The organism is Streptomyces sp. NPDC057623, assembly GCF_042800355.1.
Taxonomy (GTDB): Bacteria; Actinomycetota; Actinomycetes; order Streptomycetales; family Streptomycetaceae; genus Streptomyces.
Genome location: NZ_JBHVGZ010000055.1, coordinates 17,334 through 37,591 on the forward strand (window position 1 = coordinate 17,334; position 20,258 = coordinate 37,591).

Genomic DNA, 20,258 nt, shown 5'->3' on the forward strand with positions numbered 1-20,258 from the left:
GCGCTGAAGGGCGGTCGCCTTGCTCGTCCTCAAACGCCGGACGGGCTGATGGTGTGGCCGAAGCGGAGCAGGTTGGCTGGGTCGTAGGTTGATTTGTCCTGGCGTAGGCGGGTGTAGACCTCTGGGGTCCAGGCTCGGGCCCGGTCGGATTCGTTGCCTGGGGTGCCGTGGATGTTGACCATGGTGTGGCCTGTGCCGTAGGGGGCCATGGCGGTGTGCAGGGAGCGGGTGGCCTGTTCTATGGCCTCGGCTGCCGTTGGGGCGGCGAGGACGCCCACCGTTTCCATGAGGTAGTTCGCGTCCCGGGAGCAGATCGCGTCCTCCCGGCGGGCCGGGCGGGAGAGGGCGCCGCCCATGTGGCGGAACTCCACCATGAGCAGGGGGCAGTCGGGGACCTCCGGGCCGACCTGGGACAGGAACGTGTCGATGGCCTCGGGGGTGAGGTCGCGCAGCAGGGCGCACGACTCGCGGGCGGGCAGCGGGTCCTGCGGCTCCATGTGGATGCGGTCCAGGGCCGCGTACGGCATGACCTCCACCGTGTCGACCGTCACCGGGGCCGCCGCGCGGATCGGGGCGAGGAGGTCTTCGCCTTCGGCCGGGTCTCCTGGCCAGGCGATCGCGACGCGGGCCCAGAAGCCGCCACGCAGCGGTTCGGGGATCTCCGGGATCGGGGGCAGGCGCAGCAGCGTGAACGTGCTGCACATGTCGTCCGGGAGGGTGCCGGCCCAGTCGGTCCAGGTGCGGAGCAGGGCCTCGGTGTGTTCGCCGGCGCAGTAGACGCCCCCGCCGAGGACCGTGGGGAGCGGCAGCAGCTCGCAGACCATGGACGTCACCACGCCCACGTTGCCCTTGCCGCCGCGCAGCGCCCAGAACAGCTCCGGTTCATGGTCGGGGTCGCTCTCGCGGAGCGTGCCGTCGGGGGTGGCGACCTGGAGGGAGCGGACCAGGTCGGCCGCGTAGCCGTAGGCCCGGCCCAGGACCGGGAGTCCGCCGCCGAGTGTGTAGCCGACCGCTCCCGCGTCGGTGGAGGTGCCGCACAGTGCGGCGAGGCCGTGCGGGGCGGTCGCCGCCAGGACGTGTCGCCACTTCGCGCCCGCCGCGACCGTCGCCAGGCGCTGGTCCGGGTCCACGCGGACGTCCGTCATGCGGGCCGTGCTGATCAGCAGGCCGTGGTCGATGGGGAAGTTCGCGCCGTGGCCCGTCGACTGGACCGCGACCGGTGTGCCGGTCGCCGACGCCCAGCGCAGCGCCGTCACGATGTCGTCGGCGCCCGTCGCGCCCACGACCACGTCGGGGGTGTGCAGCGCGGCCAGGTTGAAGCCGGTCACCTCGTCGGCGTAGCCGTCGTCGCCGGGGCGCAGGACCGGGCCGTGGATCTCGGAGAGCGCGAAGAGGTCGGGGGTGTTGTGGTGGATGGCGGTCATCGCGTCCTCCGTGGTGCGCGCGTACGTGCGGAGGGACGGCGGCGGCGAGGCGGAGGCGCTGGGGGTAGGGGGGCGGAGCCGTCGGGTGGGCCGTCGGGGTCCTTGCGGGCGGGGGATCGAGGTATTGGGGTATTCGGGGTTTTTCGGGGTCCTTTTCAGGATGGACCCGTGGGGGCGGGGGCCGCATGCCGGGTCCGCTCGGGCCCGTGGCCGTTCCGACGCCACGTCGGCAAAGGTGCTGCCGGGGCGGGCGTAGCGTAGGTGGCATGACGACGTACGGATCCTTCCCCGGCACGCGGCCGCGGCGTCTGCGGACCAGCCCCGTCATGCGGCGCATGGTCGCCGAGACCAGGCTGCACCCCGCCGACTTCATTCTTCCGGCCTTCGTGCGCGAGGGCGTCAGCGAGCCGGTGCCGATCGCCGCCATGCCGGGGGTCGTCCAGCACACCCGGGACAGCCTGAAGAAGGCCGCGCTGGAGGCGGTGGAGGCAGGGGTCTCCGGGATCATGCTGTTCGGGGTGCCCGAGGAGGAGAAGAAGGACGCCCTCGGGACGCCCGGTACCGATCCCGACGGGATTCTCCAGGTCGCCATCCGGGACGTGCGGGCCGAGGTGGGGGACGAACTGCTCGTCATGTCCGACGTGTGCCTCGACGAGACCATCGACCACGGGCACTGCGGGGTGCTGGACGCCGAAGGGCGCGTCGACAACGACGCCACCCTGGAGCGGTACGCCGAGATGGCGCAGGTGCAGGCCGACGCGGGCGCGCATGTCGTCGGGCCCAGCGGGATGATGGACGGCCAGATCGGCGTCATTCGCGACGCGCTCGACCAGATCGGGCGCGAGGACGTCGCGATCCTCGCCTACACCGCCAAGTACGCCTCCGCCTTCTACGGGCCCTTCCGGGAGGCGGTCGGCTCGTCGTTGCAGGGGGACCGCAAGACGTATCAGCAGGATCCGGCGAATGCGCGCGAGTCCCTGCGCGAGCTGGCCCTCGACCTGGAGGAGGGGGCCGACATGGTGATGGTCAAGCCGGCCGGGCCCTACCTCGACATCCTGGCGCGGGTCGCCGACGCGGTGGACGTGCCGGTCGCCGCCTACCAGATCTCCGGCGAGTACTCGATGGTCGAGGCCGCCGCCGAGAAGGGCTGGATCGACCGGGACCGGGCGATCTTCGAGACGCTGACCGGCATCAAGCGGGCCGGCGCGCGCAACATCCTCACGTACTGGGCCACGGAGGCCGCGCAGAAGCTGGCCCGCGGCTGACGCCGCGCTGCCGGGCGTACGGCGTCCCGGTCAGGGGCGGTCGGACGCCGGGGGCGGCGTGAGTGCCTCGGGTGCCGTGGCGGTGGGGCTGGTCGGGGTCGACGGGCCCTCGTCGCGCAGGCCCTCGCCGTCCTCGCACCCGCTGAGCGTGAGCGCGACGACCGTCGCCAGCGTGGCGGCGAGCAGCCCGGCGCGGGTGCGAGTGGGGTGTGCGGACGCGGACATGGCGCGGCCCTCTCCATCCGTGGGGGTCGGGGTCGGGCCTCAGCCTGCGTGATCATCCGCCCCGGCCGCCACCATCGGCGTGGAATTCGGGACGCCCGTCCGACAGGACCGCCCCTGACCTGCGGGGATGTCATGTCCCAACGGCTCGGTACGGGACGCGGGAACCCCGTGAAACGCGGCGGCTGCAGGTGTCTGCGAGCTTACGAGCCATCAAAGTCCTGCCCCTGGTGGGCTTGTCGCCCTCGGTGTCGCCGGGGGTCGGGGCCGTGGGCGGGAGCTGCCGCGTCCGCGTGCCGAAAAGCTGCATGTAGGCGGCACGTAGTTCTCTAGGCTGCCCGGCACGAGCCGTCACCCTCGTCGGCCAGCCGAAGGAGCCGTGTCATGACCGTCATCGAGCCCGCGCCCCACCACGCCCCAGCCGCCGTGCCGCCGCTCGCGGCGCGGACCACGTCGGTCGGCGGCTCGCCCGTGCGGGACATCCTCGCCGTCACCGCGCGCCCCGAGGTCATCAACTTCGCCGGCGGACTGCCGGCGCCGGAGCTGTTCGACCGGGACGGCATCGCGGCCGCCTTCCGGGACGTGCTCGCCGAGACACCGGCGCAGGCGCTCCAGTACTCCACGACCGAGGGCGAGCCGAGCCTGCGTACCGGGCTCGCCGCGCGCATGTCGGCCCGCGAGCTCCCTACCGACGCCGACGACCTGCTCATCACCACCGGCTCCCAGCAGGGCCTGTCACTGCTGGCCACCGCACTGCTGGAGCCCGGTGACACGGTCCTCGTCGAAGACCCCTGCTATCTGGCGGCGCTCCAGGCGTTCGGGCTCGCGGGAGCGCGCGTCGTCGCCGTGCCGGGCGACGCGGACGGCGTGGACGCGCGGGCGCTGGAGGAACTGGTGGCGAGCGAGCGGCCGAAGCTCTTCTACACGGTGCCCACCTTCCAGAACCCGACCGGCAGAACCCTGCCCGCCGAGCGCAGGGCGGCCGTCGCCGAGGTCGCCGCCCGCAGCGGGGTGTGGATCGTCGAGGACGACCCGTACGGCGAGCTCCGGTACGAGGGCGAGCGCGTGCCGTGGATCGCGACCTACCCGGGTGCGCAGGACCGTACGGTGCTGCTCGGCTCCTTCTCCAAGGTGATGGCACCGGGGCTGCGGCTGGGCTGGCTGCGCGCGCCCGCAGCCCTGCGGCGGGCCTGCACGGTCGCCAAGCAGGCCGCCGACCTGCACACCCCGACCGTCAACCAGCTCGCCGCCGCCCGCTACCTGACCGGCCTCGACACCCATGTGGCCCGCGTCCGGGACGTCTACCGCGAGCGCCGCGACGCCATGCTGGCGGGACTGGCCGAAGCGCTGCCGGAGGGCTCGGCGTGGAACCGTCCCGAGGGCGGCATGTTCCTCTGGGTCCGCCTGCCGGAGCCGTACGACACGACGGCCCTGCTGCCCGAGGTGGTGCGGCACGACGTCGCCTACGTGCCCGGGGCGCCCTTCTACGCCGGTGAGCCCGACCGGTCGACGCTGCGGCTGTGCTTCGTGACGCAGACGCCGCAGGAGATCGGGGAGGGACTGCGGCGGCTGGGCCGGGGGCTGCGGTCCCAGGCCCTGCGGTCCCAGGCTCTGTTGTCCGGCCCAGGACCAACGACGCCTAGGACCAAAGACGCAGGACGGGTCGGCCCGGGGACGGCAGACGGGGCCGGGCCGCGCTCCTAGGGTGAAGCCATGTCCGACACCTCGCGCTTCGATCTCGATCAGTACCTCCGGCGGATCGGCTGGGAGGGCGAGCGGCGGGCCGACCCGGCCACGCTGCGGGGTGTGCATCTGGCGCACATGAGGGGCATCCCCTTCGAGAACCTGGACGCCCTGCGGCGCATCGCCCCGTCCCTCGAACCGGGCGAGCTGATGGGCAAGTTGGTCCACAGCCGACGCGGAGGCTACTGCTACGAGCACAACACGCTGTTCGCGTGCGCGCTGACGGCGCTCGGCTTCGAGGTGACCCGGCTGACCGCGCGTGTCGTCGTCGGGGCGGACCGCATCGAGAGCCGCCCGCGCACCCATATGGCGCTGCTCGTCGAGGCCCCGGGCGACCCTCAGCCGTATCTCGCCGACGTCGGCTTCGGCGCGATCGGTGCCCTTCTCGAGCCGGTGCCGCTGACGGCCGGCGTCGAGTTCCGGGACGCCGAACGCCTGCACCGGCTCGTCCACGCCCCGCACGGCGGGCCGCTGGAGCTGTGGGTGCTCCAGGCCCTCGACCGGGCGAAGGACGACTGGCAGGACCAGTACGCCTTCACGCTGGAGCCGTTCGAGGAGCCCGACTTCGAGGTCATCAACTGGCACATCGGCACCAACCCGCGCTCGCCCTTCACCCAGCGCGTCTACGTCCAGAGCGTCACCGCCGAGCGCCACCTCCTCCTCAACGGCCGGCTCCTCACGGACACGCGGGTGGACGGGACGGTCGTCGAGCGGGAGGTGACCGGGGAGGCCGAGGCGCGGCGGCTGTTGGACGAGGAGTTCGGGATCGACGTGCCGGACGGTGTCACGCTGCCGGCGGGGTGACGCCGGGTCCGGCAGGCGGTCAGTCCCACCAGAAGTGCCACGCCGGCTGGTTGAGGAGCTGGTGTTCGGCGTAGGCGCCCAGGGTGCTGTCGCTGCCCTGCCAGATGTTGTCCGGGCAGAACGCGAAGTGCTCGGCGGCCAGGTCCTCCGCCTCGGCGAGGGTGGTGGGCGGGGCGGCGACGGACACCAGCAGGGTGTCGAAGCCGAGGGCCACGGTCCGTATACCGAAGCGGTCCTCCCAGGAGCGCAGCACCGCGGACAGCCGGCCGGTGTCGTTCTCGTGGTTCGCCGGACCCATCCAGCCGATCGACGTGGGCACGTCGGCGCTGCGGCGGGCCGGGACGAGGGCGAGACGGGGGTCCTTGAGGGGGCCGCGGCCGTCGAGGAGGGAGTCCACGACGTCGGAGGCGACGGATTCGGGGTCCTGGGCGGCGTCGGCGCCCTCGGCGGCCAGGCCGGGCCAGTCCGCGTCCTCCTCCGCGCACTCGTCCCAGAACTCCTCCAGCACCTCTTCGGCGTCGTGATCCCCCGGGTACGACATCTCGCCGGGCATCAGCTCCCACAGCTCCGGCCCGCCATGACCGGCGCCGACGTCGAGGACGACCGGGAGCAGGCCGACGGCCGGTGCGGTCCGCCGGAGCACGGCCCAGTCGCCGGGAGCCGCCGGCCCGTCCGCCAGCCACAGCAGCGGCTCGTGCCACGGCCCGTCGTCGGTCGCGTCGACCAGGCCGCCGGGCGGAAGGTGCAGACCGAGGGAAGCGAGCCTCGGCAGAGGGTTCGGAAGAGTCGCCATGTCAGTGACTGTAGAGGTCGGCACTGACAACGCGACCGGCCCCGACTCACCTCGCCACGCGGCTGTCGAAGCACTCCCCCGCGCCCCCCGCGGCAGGCCGGAAACAGGCCCGCACGACCGCTCCTGGACGGGCCGCCGTCATGGGCGTGTAGACATAGGCGTCCGCGTCGACGTCGTCCTGGACCTCGGCGCTGCGGACGCGCCCGTCACGGCTGCCGCGATCGTCACGGCGGTCCCGGCTGCCCGCCGTCATCTCGATCCGGTCGCCGACGCGCGTCCCCCACATCCGGGCCCAACTCGTGCCGCACTCCTCGCTGTAGCGCAGCTCCATCCAGGCACCGGTGGCGGTGCGGAACGCGGCCAGGGTGGCCGGCGCGGCGGCGCACTTCATGCGCATCGGGCTCTGGCCCTCGCAGACCGCTCCCCGGCAGCGCGGCCCCGCCGCGGACGAGGGCGGGGGCAGGGACGCCCGGCGTTCGCCGTCCCGGTGCGGCAGCAGAAGTGCCACTGCCGCGATGCCACCGAGGACCAGGGCGCACACCGACGCGAGCACCGCCACGATCGCCGCACCGCGGTGGGCGGAGCCGGGGGCGGTGCCGTCGAGGGGCAGTGCCTCTTCCGGCGGCGGAGGAGACGACGAGGCCGTCAGGGGCGGCGAGGCAGCCAGGGAAGGCGGTGCAGGCGGTGCAGGCGGGGAAGGCGGGGAAGGAGGGGAAGTCGGGGAAGGAGGGGGAGGCGGTGAAGGGGGGCACGAGGCCGGAGACGGGGACCGTGGGCCGTCCGTCGCCGCCCGCCCGCTCCCCTCCGACTCCGCGATCTCCCACAGGGCCAGACAGCGCCCCTCCGGCTCACCGGCGAGGCGGCACAGCTCCCGCACCGCGTCGCGCGGCGGGAGCGTCCCGGCGTTGAGATAGCGGCCCCAGGACGACTTGCTGAACGCGGTCTTCGCCGCGAGGGCGACCAGGCTCAGGCCGGTCCGTGCCCTCAACTCCCGCAGCGCTGCGGCCAGTCGGGCCCGCTCCGGCGACGGTGTCGTCATCGCCGTAGGGCCTTCCAGGTGTGCGGGCCGATGATGCCGTCCACGACCAGCCCGGCCCGCTCCTGCGCCCGCTCGACCGCGTGTTGCGTCACCGGACCGAAGATCCCGTCGATGTCGCCCGGCGAGAGGCCCGCCCGGCGCAGCAGACACTGCGCCTCGGCCACCTCCGGCCCCGCGTGGCCGTTCGCCAGGATGGCGCCCCGGGTGCGGCTGATGCCCGCGTACCAGCGGCCGTCGATCCGCTCGACGCGGCACGTGTACGTGGGTGTCGACCGCGGGGGCGACGTGGATGGCGAGGTCGATGCCGAGGGCGATGGGGCGGTCGCGGCGAGCGGGCGCGCAGGCCGTTCCTCCTCGCCGCCCCCCAGCCGTACGACGAGGAGGACGGCCGTGCAGACCGCCAGCACCAGGGCCACGGCCCCCGCCACCACAGCGCCGCGGAGCGAACGGCCCGGCGGGAGTGCCCCGGTGACCCGGGTGACCCGGGTGACTCCGGATATCTCCGTGACCTCAGTGGCCTTTGTGACTTCAGTGGCCTCTGTGACCTCGGAGGACAGGATCTCCGGCGCGGGCGGTTCCGGTGCGGGGGCCTCCGTCCTCGCGGCCGCCTCGGCACGCCTGTTCCCCCACGCCTCCGCGGCGACCTCGTGGCATGCCAGCAGGCGTGTCGGATCCTCGCCCAGCACCCGGGCCAGCGCCTCGACGGCCTCCGCAGGCGGTAGTGACCTGCCGCCCAGATACCGTTCCCACGACTTCGGGCTGTACCCCGTCCTCGCCGCCAGCTGCCGCAGGCTCAGCCCGCTGTGATCCTTCAGCCGGCGTAATCGCACCACCAACTGCCGCACGCGCGGATCCAGTTCCGCGGGCAGCACTGCCCAACGCGACATGTTCCCCCCACTCGCGTTCACGGTCCGGGCGTACGGTCCGTCGGTCAGCGGCCCCCGCCCCCGCGCATTCTGCATCAGCATCCACGGCCCGCACCGGGGGCAGGTTCCCGCACCGGTGCGGAATCGGCCACCAACCCCTCACAGGCGTCCCGCCGAACCGTCCCGGCGGGCGGCGTCCACGCAGGTCAACGGGTGGGACGTCCCACCATGACGTCACTTCCGCGGCATCTGTGGCCAGTCGCGCAGCCCGCCGAGCAGTCTCGTTGCCGAGCCGGCCGGTGCGGTCGGCCTCACCCATGGCAAGCAACACCGGAGGGGAACAGAATGCGAACTCTGACCAGGACACTCGTCAGTGTCACCGCCGCTGTCGGGATCGCCGCGGGGACGCTGGCCGGGGCCGGCACCGCTCTCGCGGCCTCCGCGCCGGCCCGGCAGGCGGTGAGTTCCGAGGTCACCATCCTCGCCGTGAACAACCTCGGCCTGAACACGACCCAGGCCAAGAGCTGGCAGTGCTGGCTGCGCGACACCGGATACAACCCGGGCACCGTCGACGGGCAGCTGGGCACCAACAGCTGGAAGGCGGCGCAGCGGAAATTCAACGACCTGGGATACAACGCCGGAACCGTTGACGGGGTCGTCGGACCCAACACGATCAAGGCGCTGCAGCGCTACCTGAACCTCATGGGCTACAACCTCGCGGTGGACGGCGTCGCCGGTCCCGCGACGAAGGCCGCGTTCGCGTCCTTCAACAACACCAACCGCTGCTGAGCCGAGCGAACATGACGGCCCGTCCTCTTCGTGGGGGAGAGGACGGGCCGTACGCGTCTGTCAGGGCTCAGAGCCGCCCGGGTGTCCGGATGCCGAGCAGGGCCATGCCCTGGTGCAGCGTCCGCGCCGTCACGTCGCACAGGAACAGGCGGTTCTCCACCTGCTCGGGCGTCCCGGCCTTCAGCACCGGGCACTTGTCGTAGAACGACGTGTACAGCGACGCCAGCTGGTACAGGTACGCGGCCAGCTTGTGCGGGGCGTACTCCGCGGCCGCCTCGAAGACCGTGTCCCCGAACGCGTCCAGGTGCAGCCCGAGCGCACGCTCCGCCGGGGCGAGTTCGAGCTCGGGGTGCGCCGTCGGCTTCGTCTCGCCCGCCTTGCGCAGGATCGACTGGATCCGGGCGTACGCGTACTGGAGGTAGACGGACGTGTCGCCGTTCAGCGACACCATCTGGTCCAGGTCGAACTTGTAGTCCCGGTTCGCCGACGTCGACAGGTCCGCGTACTTCACGGCCCCGATGCCGACCTGCGCGGCCCGCTCCTGGATCTCGTCCTCGGTGAGGTCCCGCGCCTTCTCCCGTACGACCTCGGCGGCCCGCTGCACCGCCTCGTCCAGCAGGTCCTCCAGCCGTACGGTCTCGCCCTCACGCGTCTTGAACGGCTTGCCGTCCGAGCCCAGCACCGTGCCGTAGCCCATGTTGTGCGCGGTGACCTCGTCGGTCAGCCAGCCCGCGCGCCGCGCCGCCTCGAAGACCATCTTGAAGTGCAGCGACTGACGTACGTCCACGACGTAGATCAGCGACGTGGCGCGCAGGTCCTGGACCCGGTTGCGGATCGCCGTCAGGTCGGAGGCCGCGTAGCCGAAGCCGCCGTCGGCCTTCTGCACGATCAGCGGGACCGGCTGGTCGTCCTTGCCGCGGATCTCGTCGAAGAAGACGACCAGGGCGCCTTCGGAGCGGACCGCGACGCCCGACTCCTCCAGGAGGCGGGCCGTCTCGGGCATGCCCTCGTTGTACGCGGACTCGCCGACGATCTCCTCGTCGCGGATCTCCATGTCCAGCTTCTCGAAGACCGAGTAGAAGTAGACCTTCGACTCGTCCACGAACTGCTGCCACAGTTCGAGGGTGTCCTTGTCGCCGGACTGGAGCGCCACGACCCGCTTACGGGCCCGCTCCTTGAACGCCTCGTCCGCGTCGAACACCGCACGCGACGCCTTGTACACCCGGTTCAGGTTGCTCATCGCCTGCTCGCCGTCGACGTCGGCCGCGGGGGCGAGCTCGCCGGGGTTCTCGAACAGGTACTGGATGAGCATGCCGAACTGGGTGCCCCAGTCGCCGATGTGGTGCCGGCCGATCGTCTGCTCGCCGGTGAAGTCGAGCATGCCGCGCAGGGCGTCGCCGATCACCGCGGAGCGCAGGTGGCCGACGTGCATCTCCTTGGCGACGTTCGGCTGCGCGTAGTCGACGACGGTGATGCCGGGGGTGTCCTTCAGGGGGACGCCGAGACGGTCGCCGTCCGCGTGGCGCGCGGCGAGGTTCTCGGTGATCGCCCGGTCGGCGACGGTGATGTTGAGGAAGCCGGGGCCGGAGACCTCGACGTCCTTGATGACGTCACCGGTGACGATGTTGCCGACGACCTCGGTCGCCAGGTCCCTCGGGTTCGACTTGGCCTTCTTGGCGAGCGCCAGGATCCCGTTGGCCTGGAAGTCGGCGCGGTCGCTGCGGCGCAGGAGCGGGTCGGCGTCGGCCTCCGGCCGGGTGGCCGTGAGGGCGTTCGCGAGACGCTGCTGGACTTGAGCGGTGAGCGACGTGACCGAAGCCATGGGGTGGGAGCCGTTCTCCTCGTGGATTGGTAGACGCGGCCAGTATCCCATGGGGGGTAAAGGGGTTTTTGCGGCTGCGAGCCGGTGGGGGCTGGTCGCGCCCACGCGGCGGAGCCGCATACCGATACAGACCGCGCCCCGTGGAGGCGGCAGCGCCGCCTAAACTGGGGTGCCGGCCGTTGACCGTACGGCTGCCCTGGAGAAAGAAGGACGTGCCGATCGTGGCTCAGAGCACCGAGACCACCGACTGGGTCTCCCGTTTCGCGGATGAGGTCATCGAGGAGTCGGAGCGTCGGGCCCCGGGCAAACCGGTCGTCGTCGCGTCCGGACTCTCCCCCTCCGGACCCATCCACCTCGGCAACCTGCGCGAGGTCATGACCCCGCACCTCGTCGCCGACGAGGTACGGCGGCGCGGGCACGAGGTCCGGCATCTGATCTCCTGGGACGACTACGACCGCTACCGCAAGGTGCCGGCCGGTGTCACCGGGGTCGACGAGACGTGGGCCGCGCACATCGGCAAGCCGCTGACCTCCGTCCCGGCCCCCAAGGGCTCGGCCCACCCCAACTGGGCCGAGCACTTCAAGGCGGCGATGGTCGAGGCCCTCGCCGAGATGGGCGTGGAGTTCGACGGGATCAGCCAGACCGCGCAGTACACCTCCGGCGTGTACCGCGAGCAGATCCTGCACGCCATGCGGCACCGCGGCGACATCGACGCCGTCCTCGCCCAGTACCGCACCAAGGCCAAGGGCGGCGCCAAGAAGTCGCAGAAGCCGGTCGACGAGGCCGAGCTGGAGGCCGCCGAGGGCTCCGGCGCGGCCGCCGAGGACGACGGCAGCTCCGGCTCCGCCGGGTACTTCCCGTACAAGCCGTACTGCGGCAACTGCGAGAAGGATTTCACCACCGTCACCTCCTACGTCGACGACACCACCGAGCTGTCGTACACCTGCAACGAGTGCGGCTTCTCCGAGACCGTCCGGCTCAACGAGTTCAACCGCGGCAAGCTGGTCTGGAAGGTCGACTGGCCCATGCGCTGGGCCTACGAGGGCGTCGTCTTCGAGCCCAGCGGTGTCGACCACTCCTCGCCGGGCTCCAGCTTCCAGGTCGGCGGGCAGATCGTCGGGATCTTCGGCGGCAAGCAGCCCATCGGACCCATGTACGCCTTCGTGGGCATCTCCGGCATGGCGAAGATGTCCTCCTCGCGGGGCGGCGTGCCCACGCCCGCCGACGCGCTGAAGATCATGGAGCCGCAGCTCCTGCGCTGGCTCTACGCCCGCCGCAGGCCCAACCAGTCGTTCAAGATCGCCTTCGACCAGGAGATCCAGCGGCTCTACGACGAGTGGGACAAGCTCGACGCGAAGGTCGCCGACGGGTCCGCCCTGCCCGCCGACGTGGCCGCCCACTCCCGTGCGGTGCGCACGGCGGGCGGCGAACTGGCGCGCACGACGCGACCGCTGCCGTACCGGACGCTCGCGTCCGTCGCCGACATCACCGCCGGGCACCAGGACCAGGCGCTGCGGATCCTCTCCGAGCTGGACCCGGAGAACCCGTTGGGCGCCCTGGACGAGGCTCGTCCTCGGTACGACAAGGCCGAGGCGTGGATCAACACGCAGGTGCCCGCCGACCAGCGCACCATCGTGCGCCAGGAGCCCGACGCCGAACTGCTGAAGTCCCTCGACGAGGCGTCCCGGCAGTCACTGCGGCTGCTCCTCGACGGACTGGAGACGCACTGGTCGCTCGACGGACTGACCCACCTCGTCTACGGCGTGCCCAAGGTGCAGGCCGGGTTCTCCGCGGACGCCACGCCCAAGGAGCTGCCGCCGGAGATCAAGACCGCGCAGAGGTCGTTCTTCGCGCTGCTGTACCACCTGCTGGTCGGACGGGACACGGGACCGCGACTGCCCACGCTGCTGCTGGCGGTGGGGCAGGAGCGGGTACGGGCCCTGCTCGGCGAGTAGGCCGCCGACGAGCGCTGCGGGATAGCGGTACGGGAAAGGGGCCCTCGGTCGAGGGCCCCTTTCCGCTGCCACGCGCCGCACATCAGGCGATGTGGTTCTCTTCCAGCTCCGCGTTGTAGAGGTTCGTGAACCGGTTGACCAGGCGCTTTGCCTCGTCCGGCAGAAGCGCGGCGCCGAACTCCGCCTCGACGTTCTCGCTGAACTCGCGCGGCGTCGGGTAGCCGGTGCCGCCTATCGACTTCTTGAAGACCAGGTAGTAGTCGTCCTCGGTCGGATCCGCGGGCTCCGGCGTGCCGCCGCCCTCGCCGAGCTGGCGGGTGCGGCCCCGGCTCACCGGGATCGGAAAAGTGCCCGTGTCCTCGGGGGACGGCTCCTGCACAGGAGGCTCCTCCTGGTACTGCTCCTGGTACTCCTCGGCCTGGACCTGCTCCTCGTACCACTGCTCGTACTGTTCCCGCGTGTTGAACGAGGGGTCGTAGCCACCCTGGTACTCCACGTTCCGGGGAGTGTTGAACCAGTCCTGCACGTACTCCGACTGCTCCTGCGCATACTCCGTCCGGTCCGCTTGGGGAGGGGCGGCCAGCTGCGGGCGCTGCTCGCCGGGAGACGCCGCCTGCTGGGGCGCCCGAGCCGCCACCTCCGCGGCGGGCGCCACGTCCAGCGCCTGCTTAGGAGCCGGAGGCAGCAGCGCCGGCTCGATGCCCGCCGCCGCCAGGCCCGCCGGAGCCGTCTCCGCCAGCGGGACCCCGTACCGGGCCAGACGCAGCGGCATCAACGACTCCACCGGCGCCTTGCGCCGCCACGCCCGGCCGAAGCGGGACCGCAGCCGGGCCTGGTACACCAGCCGCTCCTGCTCCAGCTTGATGACCTGCTCGTACGAGCGCAGCTCCCACAGCTTCATACGGCGCCACAGCAGGAACGTCGGGACCGGGGAGAGCAGCCAGCGGGTGAGGCGGACGCCCTCCATGTGCTTGTCGGCCGTGATGTCCGCTATGCGACCGATCGCGTGCCGGGCCGCCTCCACCGACACCACGAACAGGATCGGGATCACGGCGTGCATTCCGACACCCAGCGGGTCCGGCCAGGCCGCCGCGCCGTTGAAGGCGATCGTCGCCGCCGTCAGCAGCCAGGCCGTCTGACGCAGGAGCGGGAACGGGATGCGGATCCACGTCAGGAGAAGGTCGAGGGCGAGCAGCACACAGATGCCCGCGTCGATGCCGATCGGGAAGACATAACTGAAGTTCCCGAACCCCTTCTGGATGGCCAGCTCGCGGACAGCCGCGTAGGAACCGGCGAAGCCGATGCCGGCGATGATCACGGCGCCGAACACGACCACACCGATGAGAATGCGGTGCGTTCGAGTCAGCTGCGGTGGCCCGGCCACTCGTACTCCCCTCCCAGTGCGTGTTGTTGCGCGCAACAGGGTGGCACATCTGTGCGGCGTACGGATTCACGTACGCCGCGAGCCCGGTCCCCTCAGGGGGCCGGGCTCGTGCAACAGGCGTGGCTGAGCTGCGCGTTGTGACGCAGGGGTGGGGCAGGTGTGACAGTCAGCTCTTCTTCGACGCTGTCTTGGAAGGAGAGCTGGACGCCGCCTTCGAGGAGTCCTCGGACGGGGACTTCGAGGGAGACTTCGACGCCGACTTCGACGGGGCGCTGCTCGGCGTGCCCGCACTGCCGCTGCCGTTGGCCTTCGCCACCGCGGCCACCGCCTCCTTGGCCGCCTTCTGCGCCAGCTTGTTCAGGGTGTCCGCGCTCGGGGCCTTGTCACCCGCGAAACCGGCGCCGTTGTAGTCGACCGTGACCACGACGTTCTCGACCCGGGCCACCACCGTCACCTGCTTGAAGGAACCCTCCTTCTTCTTCAGGTCGTAGCGCACCGCCGTCGCCTCGTCGCCGACCCCGGCGGCCGGCTCGGACTTCGTGTTCTTCGCACCGCTCACCGAACGGGCGTCCTGGACCTGCGTCTCGTAGTACTCCCGCGCCAGCTTCTCGCCCGACCCGCGCGTCACGTTCGATTCGAAGCGCAGCAGGGAGGTGTTGAGCCAGCGGAACTGCGAGCCCTTCACACCGTTGTTGTCCAGACTGCTCCAGGAGCAGGTGCCACGCGTCGACGCGTCGTCGGATGTGCCCGCCTTGCCCGACTTCGACTTCGGGACCAGGTCCTCCAGCGTCTTCTTCGACAGCACCTTGCACGGCTGCGGAAGCGACTTGTACACGGCCGCCTGCACCGTCGGTGACGGACTCGCGGACGCGGACGGCGACGACGAGGAGCCCTTCGCGCCGTCACCGGCCCCCTCGCCCGAACCGGAGTCCGAGGAACAGCCCGCGGCGATCAGCATCACCGGGACGACGGCCGCGCCGACAAGGACACGGTGAAGGCCACCCCTCACACGCTGCTCGCCCTGGTCACGCCGGTCACGCGGGTCTCGCTCTGCTGCTCGCTGCATGGTTCCTTCACTCATGACTGACACTCGTGGTTCCTGCGGTCGGATCGGGTCCGAGGGGCCACGGTACGCGGTGAAGAAGCTGTGTGGTCTCGTTTCGGTTACGTCGCACTCAGGCGCACCGCGGCCGACGAGGGGCGCTACTCGGCCAGCGCGTCGGCCAGTTGTGCCGCCAGTTTCTGGGCCCTGTCCTGCATTTCCGCACTGTCCGGGACCACGCCGACGGTCGTCGGCTGCTCCTCGTACTCGATCGTCACGATCACGTTGGACGTGCGGAACGCCACAGTCACCGTGCGCTGCTGAGCCGTCGAACCGGAGCTGCTCAGCGCGTCGTCGAGGAAGGCCTCGTCGCCGAGGTCGTCAAGAAGGCGCGGCTGGAGCTCGGCCGGCGTCGCGCCGTCCGTAGGACTGGCGGAGGAGGCCGAGGAAGAGGGCGAAGGCGACGCCGACACCGACGGCGAGGCCGACGAGGTAGGTGAGTCGCTCGGGTCGGCGGAGGAGGTGCCCGCATCGCCGTCGGACTCGGAAACCGTCGGCTCCGGAAGGTCGGCCGCCTCCTGCCGGGTCGCGAAGAGCTGCTCCGCCTCACTGTCGTCGCTGACCGACGTGTCGTACGACACCACGCGCGCGAAGTCGACGAACAGCCGGTTCGTGGCCTCGCTCGACTCGGACTTCCAACGGCAGCCGGCCTTGCGGTCGGTGTCGTAGGTGATCGTCGGCGTGCCCTCGTACGCCTTCTCCCGCTGGTCCTCGTCCGTGACCTGCCCGATGCCGGGCAGCAGCAGGTCGAGCGTCTCCTGGCCGACCGCGCCACACGGCTCGATCAACGTGGCGTACCGGCCGGGCTCGGCCGCCGCGGTCGCCGTACCGGAGTCGCCGGGGTTGGAGTCGTCGGCCGTGCCGCCGTCGTCGGAACTGCCGGTGCAGCCGGCCAGCAGCGCCGCGAGGAGCGCGGCGACGCCGGATACGTACGCCTTCCGCTGCACGGTCAGGCTCCTCTCGACGGTGTTCTGTGCTCGGTCCGTTGCCGGTCTTTCAGTGTCCCCGCTGGTTAATCGCTTGCCGCGCGAGGGCGCCACCTGGAGACAATGTGTATCGCACGCACAGCCGTGGACGCCGGTCCGTTGTCCCTTTTCATCGACCCTGGCGCCGGTTTTGCGATTTCAGACTTGTATGTGTATTCCGGGGGATTGAGGGCGATATGTCGTACGTGGAGATGCCGGGCGCGAAGGTTCCGATCCGGATGTGGACCGATCCGGCGACCGTCGAGGACGGCGCGCTCCAGCAGTTGCGGAACGTCGCGACCCTGCCGTGGATCAAGGGCCTGGCGGTCATGCCGGACGTCCACTACGGGAAGGGTGCGACGGTCGGGTCCGTCATCGCGATGCGGGGGGCCGTGTGTCCCGCGGCGGTGGGGGTGGACATCGGGTGCGGTATGTCGGCGGTGAGGACCTCGCTCACGGCCAACGACCTGCCGGGGGACCTGTCGCGGCTGCGGTCGAAGATCGAGCAGGCGATTCCGGTGGGGCGGGGGATGCATGACAGCCCTGTGGAGCCGGGGCGGATGCACGGGTTCGCCACGGCCGGGTGGGACGACTTCTGGGGGCGGTTCGACGGGGTCGCGGAAGCGGTCAAGTTCCGTCAGGAGCGTGCCGGGAAGCAGATGGGAACGCTCGGCGGGGGCAACCACTTCGTCGAGGTCTGCACGGATACGACCGGTTCTGTCTGGCTGATGCTGCACTCCGGTTCCCGGAACATCGGCAAGGAACTGGCCGAGCACCACATCGGCGTGGCCCAGAAGCTCCCGCACAACCAGGGCCTGGTCGACCGTGACCTCGCCGTCTTCGTGGCGGACACCCCGCAGATGGCGGCGTACCGCAACGATCTGTTCTGGGCGCAGGAGTACGCCAGGTACAACCGCACGATCATGATGGCGCTCCTGAAGGACGTGGTCCGCAAGGAGTTCAAGAAGGCGAAGCCCACCTTCGAGTCAGAGATCAGCGCCCACCACAACTACGTGGCCGAGGAGCGCTACGACGGCATGGACCTGCTCGTGACCCGCAAGGGGGCGATCCGGGCCGGCTCCGGCGAGTACGGCATCATCCCGGGCTCGATGGGCACGGGTTCGTACATCGTGAAGGGCCTCGGGAACCCGAAGTCCTTCAACTCGGCCTCGCACGGCGCGGGTCGGCGCATGAGCCGCAACGCGGCCAAGCGGCGGTTCTCGACGAAGGACCTGGAGGAGCAGACACGGGGCGTGGAGTGCCGTAAGGACTCCGGTGTCGTGGACGAGATCCCGGGAGCCTACAAGCCGATCGAGCAGGTCATCGATCAGCAGCGGGACCTTGTGGAGGTCGTGGCGAAGCTGAAGCAGGTCGTCTGCGTGAAGGGTTGACGTAAGAGGCCCCCGGTGGGAACCGGGGGCCTCGCTCGGTTTGTCACTTGCCGCTGGGCATGGGCACCTGGTCGGTGCGGAGGCGCCAGAGGCGGAGGCTGCAGCTCTGGACGGTTCTGTCGAGCGCTTCGGCAGTTCTGGAATTTGCGTAGGAGGTCGATGTCCCGCGCGCTGATCTCGACTCAGGGACCGTGAGGTCCATGAACTGGTGGACGCTAGGCTCGCAGTCAGCCATGAGGAAGTAACCGAGCCACCACCACATCTGGCGTTCGTCGTGCGGGCCCGTGTCCTTCTTCCCGTCCTTGGCGCCGTCCGCCACTACAGCTCCCTGTGGACCTTCGTGTTGGACGCCTGGGCGCGCGGGCGGACGACCAGGAGGTCGATGTTGACGTGGCTGGGGCGGGTGACCGTCCAGGTGATGGTGTCGGCCACGTCGTCGGCCGTGAGGGGCTCGGGGACGCCCTGGTAGACCTTCTCCGCCTTGTCGCTGTCGCCGGCGAAGCGGGTCAGGGCGAACTCGTCCGTCTTGACCATGCCGGGCGCGATCTCGATGACGCGGACGGGCCGGCCGACGATCTCCAGGCGGAGGGTCTCGGCGAGGACGTGGGTGCCGTGCTTGGCGGCGACGTAGCCGGCGCCGCCCTCGTAGGTGCCGTGGCCGGCGGTGGAGGAGACCACGACCACCGTGCCGTCGCCGCTCGCCTCCAGCTTGGGGAGCAGCGCCTGGGTGAGGTTCAGGGTGCCGATGACGTTGGTCTCGTACATCGTGCGCCAGTCGGCCGGGTCGCCGGTGGCCACGGGGTCGGCGCCCAGCGCGCCGCCCGCGTTGTTGACGAGGACGCCGATCGTCCTGAAGGCCGTGGCGAACTCGTCGACCGCGGCGCGGTCCGTCACGTCCAGCTGGTAGGCGGCCGCCGAGTGGCCGGCCGCGTTGATCTCCTCGGCCAGTGCCTCGATGCGGTCCTTGCGGCGCGCGGTCAGGACGACCCGGTAGCCGGCCGCGGCGAGCTGACGTGCCGTGGCGGCGCCGATTCCGCTGCTCGCACCGGTGATGACGGCGATGCGGGAGGCGGCGGACGGTGCGGCGGTGGGCATGGCTGCTCCTCGTGCGGGTCGGTTCCAGAGAGTGCGGACGGGTCCGGGCGGGCCGGGCAGTCCGTGGAGTCCTGCGACTGTCCGGCCAGGATAGGCGGGCGGCCGATCCGGGGTGGCGGTGGGAGAATGGCAGGGGTGGTCCTCCACCATGGGAGGTGGATCATGGGACAGGCGCGTGAGGTCATGGACCGGCTCACGGCGGCGATCACCACGGCGGACCCCAAGGCCATCGCCGAGCTCTACGCGACGGACGCGGTCGCCGTGACCCCCGACGGCGGGGAGCTCCACGGCCGGGACGACATCGCCACGTACTGGCGTCAGATGACGCAGGCGGTTCCCGACGGTTCGTACGAGTCGGTGCACTCGTACGAGGTCGGCAACACGGCCATCGACGAGGGCATCTTCAGCGGCCGGAACACGGGGCCGATCCAGTTGCCCACGGGGGAGACGCTGGCCCCGACGCAGAAGGAGATCAAGATCCGCGGGGTGGACTTCGCCACCGTCGACGACAGCGGGCACATCGTCGACTACCGGCTCTACTTCGACGAGATGGAGTTCCTGGACCAGCTGGGTCTGCTGCCGCCGACCTGAGGCGTGCCCCGCACTCCGCTCAGTTTCCGCGCGGCGCATACATGATCACGGCCATGCCCGCGAGGCAGATCAGTGCGCCCGTGACATCCCAGCGGTCCGGGCGGTAGCCGTCCGCGACCATGCCCCAGGCCAGTGAGCCGGCGACGAAGACACCACCGTAGGCGGCGAGGATCCGGCCGAAGTCGGCGTCGGGCTGGAGTGTTGCGACGAAGCCGTAGGCGCCGAGGGCCATGACGCCGGCGCCGATCCACAGCCAGCCGCGGTGTTCGCGTACGCCCTGCCAGATCAGCCAGGCGCCGCCGATCTCGAAGAGCGCGGCGACGACGAAGAGGGCGGCGGAGCGGAGGATGAGCATGGCGGCCAGCTTGGCACGCCCTCGGCGGCGCCTTCGCGGCCCCTGTGCACGACTGTCCGAACCTCCGTGTCACCTGTTGGACGGCGCCTGCCCGCCGCTCCGCGTGGGATACATCCGTACGACCACGCTGGAGTGAGGAGTGGGCGTTATGCGGCGGATGCGGGTTGCTGCGGTGTGCGGGGCGGCCGTGGCGGCGGTGGCCGGTGGGGTGGCTCCGGTCGCCGGGGCGGTGGGCGCTCGCGCCCCCGAGGCCGGTCTCACCTATCACGGTTCGGCGGTCTTGTCCGGCAGCCGGGTCGACCTGCGGTTCACGCCGCGCCATCAGGGGCCGGGCGCCGTGCCGGACGCGGCGGCGACGGTGCGGCTGCGCTGGTCGGAGCCGCTGGCGGACCGGCAGGAGCTGCCGCAGGGGTGTGCGCGGGCGGGCGAGCGGCTCGTGTCGTGCCGGGTCGGCGTGCTGGACGCGGGCGGGGTCGGGGAGCCGTTCGGTCTGCGGGTTCGGCTGCGGAGCGCGCCCTCGGAGGTGCTGCTGGAGTTCGCCACCGTGTGGACCGGTGGGGCGGTGGACGGCACGCTGGGGAGCGGTCAGCAGCGGGTGCTGGTGCTGGACACGGGGGACTCGTACCACTTCTGACGCCCGCGTCCGCCGGGTG

Annotated in this window: 19 protein-coding genes; 8 read left to right on the top strand and 11 right to left on the bottom strand. The window is 71.2% G+C overall.

The genetic code is table 11. The features are described from left to right. Positions 1-29: 29 nt before the first annotated feature. Positions 30-1,424 (bottom strand): FAD-binding oxidoreductase, encoded by a 1,395-nt coding sequence (locus ACFU95_RS37270; RefSeq protein ID WP_383837610.1) that lies wholly within the window; start codon positions 1,422-1,424, stop codon positions 30-32. Between the two features lie 266 nt (positions 1,425-1,690). Between ACFU95_RS37270 and hemB the strand changes: the two genes are divergently transcribed. Further along, the gene (gene hemB, locus ACFU95_RS37275) at positions 1,691-2,689 is read left to right on the top strand and encodes a porphobilinogen synthase (RefSeq protein WP_383837613.1); all 999 of its coding nucleotides are present in this window, start codon (positions 1,691-1,693) and stop codon (positions 2,687-2,689) included. A 30-nt stretch (positions 2,690-2,719) separates the two neighbouring features. Here the strand turns inward: hemB and ACFU95_RS37280 are convergent, their stop codons facing one another. Beyond that, positions 2,720-2,914 carry a hypothetical protein gene (locus tag ACFU95_RS37280; RefSeq protein WP_383837615.1) on the bottom strand — a complete coding sequence of 65 codons (195 nt, stop codon included), beginning with the start codon at positions 2,912-2,914 and terminating at the stop codon, positions 2,720-2,722. A 381-nt stretch (positions 2,915-3,295) separates the two neighbouring features. Between ACFU95_RS37280 and ACFU95_RS37285 the strand changes: the two genes are divergently transcribed. Then, a complete protein-coding gene (locus tag ACFU95_RS37285; protein ID WP_383837618.1) occupies positions 3,296-4,615 on the top strand; it encodes a PLP-dependent aminotransferase family protein in 1,320 nt (439 codons plus the stop codon). A gap of 9 nt (positions 4,616-4,624) precedes the next feature. Beyond that, entirely contained in the window at positions 4,625-5,458 is an 834-nt protein-coding gene (locus ACFU95_RS37290) for an arylamine N-acetyltransferase (protein WP_383837621.1), read from the top strand. A 19-nt stretch (positions 5,459-5,477) separates the two neighbouring features. On the opposite strand, the gene ACFU95_RS37295 is transcribed toward ACFU95_RS37290, so the two are convergent. Genes ACFU95_RS37295 through ACFU95_RS37305 form a run of 3 tightly spaced genes read right to left on the bottom strand, consistent with a single transcriptional unit; the run spans position 5,478 to position 8,177 of the window. Beyond that, on the bottom strand, positions 5,478-6,251 hold the full coding sequence (locus ACFU95_RS37295) for a DUF4253 domain-containing protein (protein ID WP_383837624.1): 774 nt from the start codon (positions 6,249-6,251) through the stop codon (positions 5,478-5,480). 46 nt (positions 6,252-6,297) lie between these two features. Next, on the bottom strand, positions 6,298-7,290 hold the full coding sequence (locus tag ACFU95_RS37300; protein ID WP_383837627.1) for a helix-turn-helix domain-containing protein: 993 nt from the start codon (positions 7,288-7,290) through the stop codon (positions 6,298-6,300). Further along, on the bottom strand, positions 7,287-8,177 hold the full coding sequence (locus ACFU95_RS37305) for a peptidoglycan-binding protein (protein ID WP_383837630.1): 891 nt from the start codon (positions 8,175-8,177) through the stop codon (positions 7,287-7,289). Before ACFU95_RS37305 ends, ACFU95_RS37300 begins: the two co-directional genes overlap by 4 nt. 324 nt (positions 8,178-8,501) lie before the next feature. Here ACFU95_RS37305 and ACFU95_RS37310 point away from each other — a divergent pair, with 324 nt between their 5' ends. Next, a complete protein-coding gene (locus tag ACFU95_RS37310) occupies positions 8,502-8,945 on the top strand; it encodes a peptidoglycan-binding protein (protein WP_383837633.1) in 444 nt (147 codons plus the stop codon). A 67-nt stretch (positions 8,946-9,012) separates the two neighbouring features. Here ACFU95_RS37310 and argS read toward each other — a convergent pair whose 3' ends face one another. Continuing rightward, on the bottom strand, positions 9,013-10,767 hold the full coding sequence (gene argS / locus ACFU95_RS37315) for an arginine--tRNA ligase (protein WP_383837636.1): 1,755 nt from the start codon (positions 10,765-10,767) through the stop codon (positions 9,013-9,015). 212 nt (positions 10,768-10,979) lie between these two features. On the opposite strand from argS, the gene lysS reads away from it, so the two are divergent. Then, positions 10,980-12,722 (top strand): lysine--tRNA ligase, encoded by a 1,743-nt coding sequence (gene lysS / locus ACFU95_RS37320; RefSeq protein WP_383837755.1) that lies wholly within the window; start codon positions 10,980-10,982, stop codon positions 12,720-12,722. 82 nt (positions 12,723-12,804) lie between these two features. Here the strand turns inward: lysS and ACFU95_RS37325 are convergent, their stop codons facing one another. The 3 genes from ACFU95_RS37325 to ACFU95_RS37335 all read right to left on the bottom strand — a co-directional run bounded on the left by ACFU95_RS37325 (position 12,805) and on the right by ACFU95_RS37335 (position 16,155). After that, complete coding sequence (locus ACFU95_RS37325; protein ID WP_383837639.1) at positions 12,805-14,106, bottom strand: DUF2637 domain-containing protein; 1,302 nt, start codon at positions 14,104-14,106, stop codon at positions 12,805-12,807. Positions 14,107-14,272: 166 nt separating this feature from the next. Further along, positions 14,273-15,172: a DUF3558 family protein gene (locus ACFU95_RS37330; protein ID WP_383837642.1), complete on the bottom strand. Its 900-nt coding sequence runs from the start codon at positions 15,170-15,172 to the stop codon at positions 14,273-14,275. A gap of 137 nt (positions 15,173-15,309) precedes the next feature. After that, a complete protein-coding gene (locus ACFU95_RS37335) occupies positions 15,310-16,155 on the bottom strand; it encodes a DUF3558 domain-containing protein (protein ID WP_383837645.1) in 846 nt (281 codons plus the stop codon). Between the two features lie 215 nt (positions 16,156-16,370). Between ACFU95_RS37335 and ACFU95_RS37340 the strand changes: the two genes are divergently transcribed. Beyond that, a complete protein-coding gene (locus tag ACFU95_RS37340; protein ID WP_383837647.1) occupies positions 16,371-17,564 on the top strand; it encodes an RtcB family protein in 1,194 nt (397 codons plus the stop codon). Positions 17,565-17,882: 318 nt separating this feature from the next. Here ACFU95_RS37340 and ACFU95_RS37345 read toward each other — a convergent pair whose 3' ends face one another. Next, on the bottom strand, positions 17,883-18,659 hold the full coding sequence (locus ACFU95_RS37345) for an SDR family NAD(P)-dependent oxidoreductase (protein WP_383837650.1): 777 nt from the start codon (positions 18,657-18,659) through the stop codon (positions 17,883-17,885). A 162-nt stretch (positions 18,660-18,821) separates the two neighbouring features. Between ACFU95_RS37345 and ACFU95_RS37350 the strand changes: the two genes are divergently transcribed. Beyond that, positions 18,822-19,250 carry an ester cyclase gene (locus ACFU95_RS37350; protein WP_383837653.1) on the top strand — a complete coding sequence of 143 codons (429 nt, stop codon included), beginning with the start codon at positions 18,822-18,824 and terminating at the stop codon, positions 19,248-19,250. A gap of 19 nt (positions 19,251-19,269) precedes the next feature. On the opposite strand, the gene ACFU95_RS37355 is transcribed toward ACFU95_RS37350, so the two are convergent. Then, a complete protein-coding gene (locus ACFU95_RS37355) occupies positions 19,270-19,605 on the bottom strand; it encodes a YnfA family protein (RefSeq protein ID WP_383837656.1) in 336 nt (111 codons plus the stop codon). 148 nt (positions 19,606-19,753) lie between these two features. Between ACFU95_RS37355 and ACFU95_RS37360 the strand changes: the two genes are divergently transcribed. Beyond that, positions 19,754-20,239 carry a hypothetical protein gene (locus ACFU95_RS37360; RefSeq protein WP_383837659.1) on the top strand — a complete coding sequence of 162 codons (486 nt, stop codon included), beginning with the start codon at positions 19,754-19,756 and terminating at the stop codon, positions 20,237-20,239. The last annotated feature ends 19 nt before the right edge of the window (positions 20,240-20,258 follow it).